Genomic DNA, 9,528 nt, shown 5'->3' with positions numbered 1-9,528 from the left:
TCGTCAATATAAATCAGACGCCTGCGCTCACAGTCGTCGTCAAACCATATCAATACCTCGTCTTCTCCAAATGCAGTCTGCGTGCATAGAGATTTACAAAGAATCCTGGCTACCCTGGCAAGACAACAGATTGTGGCAGTTTTTGACTGTTAAACGGTCCATCGATGATAACAAAAATACCTGATTCAAACCGACAGGAAAGCTATCTGTGTGGCTTGCCCTGCAGGTCCATGCATGCCAGACAGATACCACTGTAAATTTTGGTATCAGCTATTCGTCTGTAGCTATTGCCTGCGGATTTGTCAACGTAGCACAGGATGTTTGTAAAGGTGGAACAAAGGCTTTTCAACAGGCAAATGACGTTTTGGACACATACGGCTTTCGACCGCGAGCTGTGAGGGAGGACTGATATAATCATTTTACAATGAATATCTCTGGTCAGTCCGACTGAGGGCCGAGACGGGCGAATCCGTATGTGTCCTTGCGACATTGTCTGTTTAATAGAAAAACTGTTGCCACCTTTACAAATCCCAATTCACACAATCCTCTTAAATTTCTTCTCCAGCTCATGTTTGCTCATGGAGATGATGGTTGGCCGGCCGTGCGGACACTGATAAGGGTTTTCCAGCTCCAGGAGCTGATCCATCAGGCTGTCCATCTCCCGGAAACTCATTTTCTGGTTTCCTTTTACTGCCGCCTTGCAGGCCATGGATGCCAGTTTATCGGTGATCACATCGAGGTTCAGCTTACGGCTTCCCTCGTCCAGCCCGTCCAGAAGCTCGATGAACAGATCCTGCTGATTGATGCCGTAAAGGTTCGCCGGTACGGCCCGAATGCAGTAGGCGTCACTGCCAAATTCCTCAATCTGAAATCCAAGGGCTGCGAAGGCATCCTGAAACAGCAGGTATTTTTCCTTTTCTTTCATGGAGAACGAAAGGACAATGGGCGGAGCCACCATCTGCTGGTCAATGCTTTTCTCTTTCAGGTTCTTTCTCAGCCGCTCATACATCACCTTTTCGTGGGCGGCATGCTGGTCTACAAAGAATAACTGGTCTTCATATTCTACAATCCAGTAGGTTTTAAATACCTGTCCGATGAGCCTGTGTTTCGGCCGCGCTTCCCTGGAAAGAAGGGGCATGTCTGCCAGACTCATCTGCTGGCCGACGGTATAGCCGGAATCTTCTTTTACCGGAAGAACTGCATCTTTTTTCATCAAAGGATCCGTGTCTTCTTTCACCGGAAGAACTGCCGGATTCTGTTCCAAAGAAGCTGCCTCCCCTTTCCGTTCTTCCGGATTCTGTCCCTGGCGGCCGTGGATGGCCTGGTCGATTTCCTCTTTCACCTGCGGCATCTGATTTACGTTCATGCTGGCAATTCGCTGCTGCTCCGCCTGCTGCCAGGTTGTCCCGGACTGAACAGACGATCTCTTTTCCTGTCCGGCTTGTTCTTGTCCTGGCTGTCCTTCCCGTCGGATCTGTTCTTCCCTCTGCGCGAATGATTCGTCTTCTTTTTTCCGGCGGTTGATTTCCTCAATCCGCTCTTTAGAAAGACTGGAAAAATGGTTCTCAATCTCCCGGCGTTTTTTCTCGAAAGGTTCCGGCGTTTTTTGGCGCACAGGCAGCCCGCTATCCTGCTGCCGGGACAAAGAGACTTTCGGAATCAGGTCCTTTTTCACAAAACTGCTCCGGACAGCGCTCACAATGGCTGAATACAATTCTTCACCATTTTTAAAGCGCATCTCCATTTTGGCCGGATGTACATTTACATCAAACAGATGGGAATCCATCTCAATCATCAGAGCTGTAAAGGGAAACTTGTGCACCATGGAGTGTCCTTTGTATCCTTCCTCGATGCCTTTGGTAATAATATTATTTTTCAGATATCTTCCGTTGACAAAATAGTTCTCATAATTCCGGTTTCCCCGGGAAATCACCGGCTTTCCCACAAATCCGTCAATGGAGATGCCGCTCTCATTGAAGTGTACCTCCAGAAGATTCATGGCGATATCTCTGCCATAAAGATGATAGATGACATCTTTCAGATTGCCGTTTCCCGAGGTGGATATTTTATTTTTATTATCGCAGATAAATTTAAAGGAAATGTCCGGATGACTCAAAGCCAGCCGCTGCACAAAGGCTTCCACGTAACCGGACTCTGTCATGGCTGATTTTAAAAACTTTCTTCTGGCCGGCGTATTGTAAAACAGGTTACGCACCACAAAAGTGGTTCCTTCCGGACAGCCGATCTCCTCAAAAGAAATCTCTTCGCCGCCCTCGGTCACGTAGCGGGCGCCGGAGATCCCCTCATCGGTCTTGGTGATGACTTCCACCTTCGCCACTGCGGCGATGCTGGAAAGCGCCTCGCCCCGAAATCCCAGAGAGCCTACTGTCTCCAGATCTTCCGCTGTGGAAATCTTACTGGTGGCGTGGCGAAGAAAAGCTTTTTTTATCTGGTCCTTTTCTATGCCGCTGCCATTGTCAGTAATACGGATAAAATCAATGCCGCCGCCTTTGATCTCAATGGTCACTGCCGTAGAGCAGGCGTCCACAGCGTTTTCCACCAGCTCTTTTACAATAGAAGCCGGACGTTCCACCACTTCTCCTGCGGCGATCTGATTGATGGTATTCTGATCCAGAACGTTTATAACCGCCATGCTTTTTCTCCTTTCTGCATATTTCCTGACCGGCATCACCGCAGGGATGCGGGTGCTGCTGTCATTTTTTCTGTCATTTATATCTTTTGTTTTCCTGTCTCCATTGCTGCCGCAGTCCCTTCATGCCGTTGTTTAACGACACTTCTGCTGCAATTCATACAGTGTGTTCAGCGCCTGTATCGGCGTCATATTTCCTAAATCCATTTCTTTCAGTTCTTTTTCCACCGGGCTATCTTTCACTTCCACCGGCATGATACCCATGGTATCAAATAGAGAGAGCTGCACCGGTTCTTCTTCCTGTTCCAGAGTCCTTGCGATATTACCGGTGTTGGCGGCGATATCAGACCGCTCCAGCTCCTCGGCGATGGCCTTGGCACGCTCAATGACCGCGTCCGGCACGCCGGCCAGTTTTGCCACCTGGATACCGTAACTTTTATCGGCGCTGCCCTTAATGATCTTTCGCAGGAAAATGATGTTATCTCCCTTCTCCTGAACGGCGATACAATAATTATTGACGCCGGAAAGTTTGCCCTCCAATTCCGTCAGTTCATGGTAGTGGGTGGCAAAAAGAGTTTTCGCCCCCGCCAGACTGGAACCGGCAATGTATTCCACCACCGCCCAGGCAATGGACAGACCATCGTAGGTGCTGGTTCCCCGTCCGATCTCATCAAGAATCAGCAGACTGTCTTTGGTGGCATGTCTGAGAATATTGGCCACTTCACTCATTTCCACCATAAAAGTACTCTGTCCGGAAGCCAGATCATCGGATGCTCCCACCCTGGTAAAGATCCGGTCCACCAGACCGATGCTGGCTGATTTGGCCGGCACAAAGGAACCAATCTGAGCCATGAGAACGATGAGCGCCGTCTGACGCATGTAGGTGGACTTTCCTGCCATATTAGGTCCTGTGATGACATTTACGCGGTTCTTTTTATGGTCAAGAAGCGTATCATTGGCTACAAACAGCTCTCCGCGCATCATTTTCTCTACCACCGGATGGCGTCCGTCTTTGATGTCTATGACGCCTCTCTGATTGATGGACGGGCGCACGTAGCCGTTCTGCTCCGCCACCACTGCCAGAGATGCAAAAGCATCCAGCCAGGCGATGACATGTGCTGTTCTCTGAATCCGTTCCATCTGCGCTGCCAGATTTTCCCGGATGTCCACATAAAGTTCATACTCCAGCGCACAAAGCTTTTCTTCCGCCCCGAGAATGGTCCTGGCCAGTTCCGCCAGTTCTTCTGTGGTATACCGTTCCGCATTGGCAAGGGTCTGCCGACGGATATAATAATCCGGCACCAGATCCTTGTAGGAGTTGGTCACTTCAATATAATAGCCAAAGACTTTATTGTACCGGACCCGGAGATTCTTGATGCCGGTCTTCTCTCTTTCCCGCTCTTCAAGCTCTGCCAGCCAGGTCTTTCCTTCTGTCTTTGCTTTCTTTAAATGGTCAACCTCTTCATTATATCCTTCTTTCAGGATACCGCCTTCCTTGATGGGAATCGGCGGATCTTCCTCGATGGATCTCTCCAGAAGCTCATATAAATCTTCCAGGGTATCCAGATCGCCGCCCATTTTTTTGAGCACGCCTTTGCTGAACTGGCCCAGTATGTCTTTAATGTAAGGCAGATATTGAATCGAAGTCTTAAAAGAGATCAAATCCCTCGGATTGGCCGAACGATAGCTGACCTTCATGGTCAGTCTCTCCAGGTCATAAATGGAATTCATGTATTCCCGCAGTTCTTCTCTTGCCATCACATTTTCTTTGAGCATCTCCACCGCATCCAGACGATCCTGAATGGCCTGTTTGTGAATGAGCGGCTGTTCTACCATTTTCCGCAGCATCCGGGCGCCCATGGCTGTTTTAGTCTTATCAAGCACCCAGAGCAGACTTCCTTTCTTGCTCTTTTCCCGCAGTGTCTCGCACAGCTCCAGATTCCGCCGGGTGGCGCTGTCCAAAACCATATAATTCTGAGTGGAATAAGGAATCAGCTCCATCAGATGCGACAGGGATGTTTTCTGCGTCTCATGGAGATACTGGAGGAGACCGCCACTGGCCACAATTCCAAAAGGGTAATCCGCCAGTCCGATTCCCTCCAGATTTATCAGATGATACTGTTCTTTTATCATCTTCTCACAGTGCTCCGTCTCAAAATAGTAGCTGGCCACCGGAGAGATCACCGTTCCTATCTTTTCTTTTACATAGTCAAAATCTATGCCACAGATGCAAAAACCGTCATTGCAGATGATCTCCGATGGCTGAAATTTATTCATCTCATCCATCAGAGCATCCTGGTGTTCCACCTGGGTCGTCCGGAATTCTCCCGTGGACAGGTCGCAGACAGCGATACCGAACATTTCATTTTCACAGAAAATGCTCATGATATAATTATTTCTGCTCTCATCAAGACTCTGCAGAAGCGTGTTGGTTCCCGGCGTCACCACCCGGATCACATCACGTTTTACAATGCCCTTGGCCGCCTTCGGATCTTCCACCTGTTCACAAATGGCTACCCGATAGCCTTTCTCCACCAGTTTATTGATGTAAGGTTCGCAGGAATGAAAAGGAACGCCGCACATCGGCGCTCTCTCTTCCTGTCCGCAGTTTTTCCCCGTGAGGGTGATCTCCAGCTCTTTGGATGCCGTCAGCGCATCATCATAGAACATTTCGTAAAAATCACCCAGACGATAGAATAAAATGCAGTCCTTGTATTGATTTTTTATCTCAAAATATTGTTCCATCATGGGGGTCAGTTTAGCCATTGCTTAACCTCCCCAGATAATAAAATCCTTTCGCCTCTTCCAGTACCACCGGCACGATCTTTCCGATGACGGACGGATCCGCTGTGAAATGTACCACATTATTATTGGACAGACGCCCGGTGATCATAGACGGATCTTTCTCGTCAATGGCCTCCGCCAGCACCAGCTCCGTTCTTCCCTGGAGTCTCGCGTTTTTCTCTCTGGCCACCTCATTGACCACCTTCAGCAGACGGTCAAAACGCTCATGAACCACATCTTCCGGCACCTGATCTTCCATCTTCGCCGCCGGAGTTCCAGACCGTTTGGAATAAATAAAGGTAAATGCGCTGTCATACTGCGCTTTACGCACAATATCCAGAGTCTCCTGGAAGTCTTCCTCGGTCTCTCCCGGGAATCCCACGATAATATCCGTCGTCAGAGATAAATCCGGCATAGCTGCGCGAAGCTTTTCCACCAGGGCCAGATACTGCTCTTTTGTGTATTTTCGGTTCATAAGTTTTAAAATACGGCTGCTGCCGGACTGTACCGGCAGATGCAGATGCCGGCAGATCTTCTTTGAAGCCGCCATCACTTCAATCAGTTCGTCAGAAAGATCCTTTGGATGAGAAGTCATAAAACGGATTCTCTCAATGCCGTCCACCTTCTCCACCATCTGAAGCAGCTCGGCAAAACTTACTGGTTCTTCCAGAGTCTTGCCGTAAGAATTTACATTTTGCCCCAGAAGCATCACTTCCACGACGCCCTCTGCTGCCAGTTTCTCCACTTCCGCCACAATGTCTTCTGGTCTGCGGCTTCTCTCTCTTCCCCGCACATAAGGGACAATGCAGTAACTGCAGAAATTATTGCAGCCAAACATGATATTGACTCCGGCTTTGAAATTAAACTTCCGGTCGCTTGGCAGATCCTCAATGATAAGATCTGTCTTCTCCCATACGTCAAATACCCGGTGTCTGCTGCTCAGGCATTCATAAAGAAGTTCCGCCAGTTTGAAAATATTGTGGGTGCCGAAAACGATATCTACAAACTTATAGACATCTTTTACTTTCTGTACCTCTTCTTCTTCCTGCATCATGCAGCCGCACATGGCAATGACCATGTCCGGATTCTTCTTTTTGTAGGTCTTCAGAGTACCCAGACGTCCGTATACCCGGATATTGGCATTTTCCCGCACTGTGCAGGTGTTATAATACACAAAATCCGCATCTTCGCTCTCTGAAGGCACATATCCGATCTCTTCCAGGATCCCGTTGAGTTTTTCTGAATCTTTAAAATTCATCTGACAGCCAAAGGTCTGATCATGGAAGGTAAGTTTCCGGCCCAGCTCCTGTTCTCTCTGCCTGATGAGCTCCCGGCATTTTGCCATAAAATAGCGCTGCCGCTGAGGTTCCTGCACAGGAACAGATTCATTTATATCAATGTTACTATGATTTTCAGTCATGTTACACTCCTTAACTAAATCAGGGTCGTCCTCCTGATGGGATTTTTCTTTTGAAATGCTGCCTTGTATTCCTGTTTCACCGAAAGGGAACACAAGCAGAATAATTATAGGCTAACCATGTGTTTTTTTCAAGAAAAAGTCTCCGGTTTTTCCTTTTTCTTCATTTTTTAAGATTTTGAGGACTGGTCTTTTCCCCTCCGAAACAGAGGTTCTGCCCGGCCAATGGATTTCTCTCCATACTTGGTCCGTATTTTGTCCATGGCCGCATCCAGCTGTTCCATTTTGCGATGGCGCTCCCTTTTTTGATGTTTTATATCAGATTCTTCTGTCTTTGCCCCGGCTTCATGTTGTCCGGCAGAATCCTGCAGCAGAAAATCCATGGTAATCTGGCCGGACTGTTCATTTTCTACCAAAAAAGGAGCGGGGGCTTTTTCTTCTTCTTTCGGTTCTATTTTTTCTTCTGTCAGTTTGGTGCATCGTACCCCCAACAGGCGGATTGGAGTGCCGTCCCACAATTCTTTAAAGAGCAGGCAGCTGATCTGATACAGATCGTCCGTAGTATTGGTGGAATAGTCCAGAACCTTTTGATGAGAACGCTTATGAAACTGATAATCCTTGATCTCCACCTCAATGGTCCGGGCATAAATCAAATCTTTTCGAAGTCTCCTTGCCACCGTCTCACTAAGTTCGCGCAGTATTCTGGCCGCTTCCTCGTATTCTGTGACATCTCTGCTGAGAGTTGTGGAATTACCATATCCCTTTGCCTGCTCACGTTCTTCTCTTACCGGCGAATCATCCATCCCGTTGGCATATCTCCAGAGTACTTCCCCGTGACTTTTCAGGTGGGATTTCAGAAATGTCACATCACTGTTAGCCAAATCACCGATGGTCTGAATCCCCAGACTATTCAGTTTCGCGGCCGCAGCCGCACCGGTAAAAAATAATTCCCGAACGGGAAGCGGCCACATTTTCTCCGGAATCTCCGCTGGAAAAAGGGTATGAATTTTATCTGGCTTTTCAAAATCTGACGCCATCTTTGCCAGGACCTTACAGTTGGAGATACCAATATTGACGGTAAATCCCAGGGTCTCCCTGATTTCCGCCTGGATCAGCTTTGCCGCATCCTCCGGATTCTTATAGAAATAATGCAGACCGCTCATGTCCAGATACGCCTCATCAATGGACACCTGCTCCACTACCGGTGCATATTTTTTCAAAATCTGTATGAAGGCCTGAGAATATTTTTTGTAAAGTGTGAAATCAGGCGGAAAGCTTTTTAAATCCGGACATTTTTTCAGGGCATCGGTCACTGGCTCTCCCGTTCGTATCCCATATTTTTTGGCCGGAATAGACTTAGCCAGTACCACCCCTTTTCTCTTTGCCGTATCTCCCCCGATGATGGCAGGAATCTGTCGTATATCAATTTCAGCTCCATTCTTCAGCTGTTCCGTAGCCTCCCAGCTCAAATAAGCGCTGTTTACATCCACATGATAGATTAAGCGTTCCATTTTCTTCCTCCCTTTGGTCAGAGCTGCGATTATGTGCATTTTTAAAAAACTTACTTCTTATTTTGCTTCCATTTTTTCATTTTCATTTGAAAAAAGGGGTGCCCCAAGGCATCCCTTTTTAACATCAAAAGACTATTTATTCTTCTTCACACTCTTCCTGGCCCGTCTTGCCATCCCCGTCCGTATCAATGGTTTCTTCTTCTTTTAATTTAGCATCAAATGCGACTGCGGTACCGCATTTTGGACAATAATCATCGGAAGCGGATATTTCAGCTCCACATTCTGTACAGCGAATATGTTCATTCAGTCTTCGAAGTTCTTTTTCTTTCTCGGCAAGCGCCTCTTTGACAGCTTTTAATGAAGTGAAGTATTTCTCGTATTCTTCTTCATAATCGTTTTGGTGCAGCTTAATATACGTCTTTCCGATTCTGTAAGTGATATCCCGGATCTCTCTTTTATCCTGACGAATCTGCTCTCTTACCTTCAGAATATCCGCAGCCTTTTTTGCCTTATCTACTGCCGTCTGTCCTGCCTGTGTAACATTTCTTCTCAATTGTTCAAAAAAATCCATATTATTTCCCTCGATTTCCTATTGATATTCTGCTTGCAAATGCAAAAAACACTTAAAACTTTTTGAAAGCTTTAAGTGTCCTCAAAATAGTCCATAGGGGAATCGAACCCCTGTTTCCGCCGTGAGAGGGCGGCGTCTTAACCGCTTGACCAATGGACCATATATTTAATTGAAGGTTGTTCTTTGGTTGAACAGGGGATGAGAGAATCGAACTCCCACCAAAGGTTTTGGAGACCCCTATCATACCATTTGACCAATCCCCTGTATTGAAGATGTACCTTCAAAACTGCACACATTATATCAGATTTCTTATTCTTTTGCAAGTGTTTTTTTGATAATGGTCATCTCGGAAACTTCGTTTCCTCGATGTGGTTGCTCCGCAACCTCATCCACATCCATGAGCTATGCACCCTGCGAGAACCTCCGGCTCTCTCCGTGTGCCTGTCTCCTGTCTGTGATGACCTTTCTCCGCTTGTGGTCAAGCTTTCGACCGATTAGTAGCAGTCAGCTCCATACATCGCTGTACTTCCACCCCTGCCCTATCTACCTCATCGTCTCTAAGGGGTCTCTCACATTTCTGCTAGGAGATCTCATC

5 protein-coding genes and 2 tRNA genes are annotated in these 9,528 nt (G+C 47.4%); all 7 read right to left on the bottom strand.

Translation table 11 applies throughout. The features are described from left to right. Positions 1-535 precede the first annotated feature (535 nt). The gene (mutL, locus tag B5E53_RS18090) at positions 536-2,653 is read right to left on the bottom strand and encodes a DNA mismatch repair endonuclease MutL (RefSeq protein WP_087317495.1); all 2,118 of its coding nucleotides are present in this window, start codon (positions 2,651-2,653) and stop codon (positions 536-538) included. 132 nt (positions 2,654-2,785) lie between these two features. After that, the gene (gene mutS, locus B5E53_RS18085; RefSeq protein ID WP_087317493.1) at positions 2,786-5,416 is read right to left on the bottom strand and encodes a DNA mismatch repair protein MutS; all 2,631 of its coding nucleotides are present in this window, start codon (positions 5,414-5,416) and stop codon (positions 2,786-2,788) included. Further along, positions 5,409-6,854: a tRNA (N6-isopentenyl adenosine(37)-C2)-methylthiotransferase MiaB gene (gene miaB / locus B5E53_RS18080; protein WP_087317491.1), complete on the bottom strand. Its 1,446-nt coding sequence runs from the start codon at positions 6,852-6,854 to the stop codon at positions 5,409-5,411. The genes mutS and miaB overlap by 8 nt, the downstream gene beginning before the upstream one ends. Positions 6,855-7,021: 167 nt before the next feature. Next, positions 7,022-8,362 (bottom strand): DNA polymerase IV, encoded by a 1,341-nt coding sequence (locus B5E53_RS18075; RefSeq protein ID WP_087317489.1) that lies wholly within the window; start codon positions 8,360-8,362, stop codon positions 7,022-7,024. A gap of 136 nt (positions 8,363-8,498) precedes the next feature. Continuing rightward, complete coding sequence (locus B5E53_RS18070; protein WP_087317487.1) at positions 8,499-8,933, bottom strand: zinc ribbon domain-containing protein; 435 nt, start codon at positions 8,931-8,933, stop codon at positions 8,499-8,501. A gap of 87 nt (positions 8,934-9,020) precedes the next feature. After that, positions 9,021-9,092, bottom strand: a tRNA-Glu gene (locus B5E53_RS18065). Positions 9,093-9,125: 33 nt separating this feature from the next. Then, a tRNA-Trp gene (locus B5E53_RS18060) sits at positions 9,126-9,196 on the bottom strand. Positions 9,197-9,528 lie beyond the last annotated feature (332 nt).

The organism is Eubacterium sp. An11, from assembly GCF_002161065.1.
GTDB lineage: Bacteria > Bacillota > Clostridia > Lachnospirales > Lachnospiraceae > Anaerobutyricum > Anaerobutyricum faecale.
The sequence above is the reverse complement of the archived record's forward strand: the minus strand, read 5'-3'. Positions and strand labels throughout refer to the sequence as shown.

Bases quoted from the DNA above. Each gene is read 5' to 3' on its own strand.
- mutL (WP_087317495.1), bottom strand. From the start codon at position 2,653: ATGGCGGTTATAAACGTTCTGGATCAGAATACCATCAATCAGATCGCC.
- mutS (WP_087317493.1), bottom strand. From the start codon at position 5,416: ATGGCTAAACTGACCCCCATGATGGAACAATATTTTGAGATAAAAAAT.
- B5E53_RS18075 (WP_087317489.1), bottom strand. From the start codon at position 8,362: ATGGAACGCTTAATCTATCATGTGGATGTAAACAGCGCTTATTTGAGC.
- B5E53_RS18070 (WP_087317487.1), bottom strand. From the start codon at position 8,933: ATGGATTTTTTTGAACAATTGAGAAGAAATGTTACACAGGCAGGACAG.
- miaB (WP_087317491.1), bottom strand. From the start codon at position 6,854: ATGACTGAAAATCATAGTAACATTGATATAAATGAATCTGTTCCTGTG.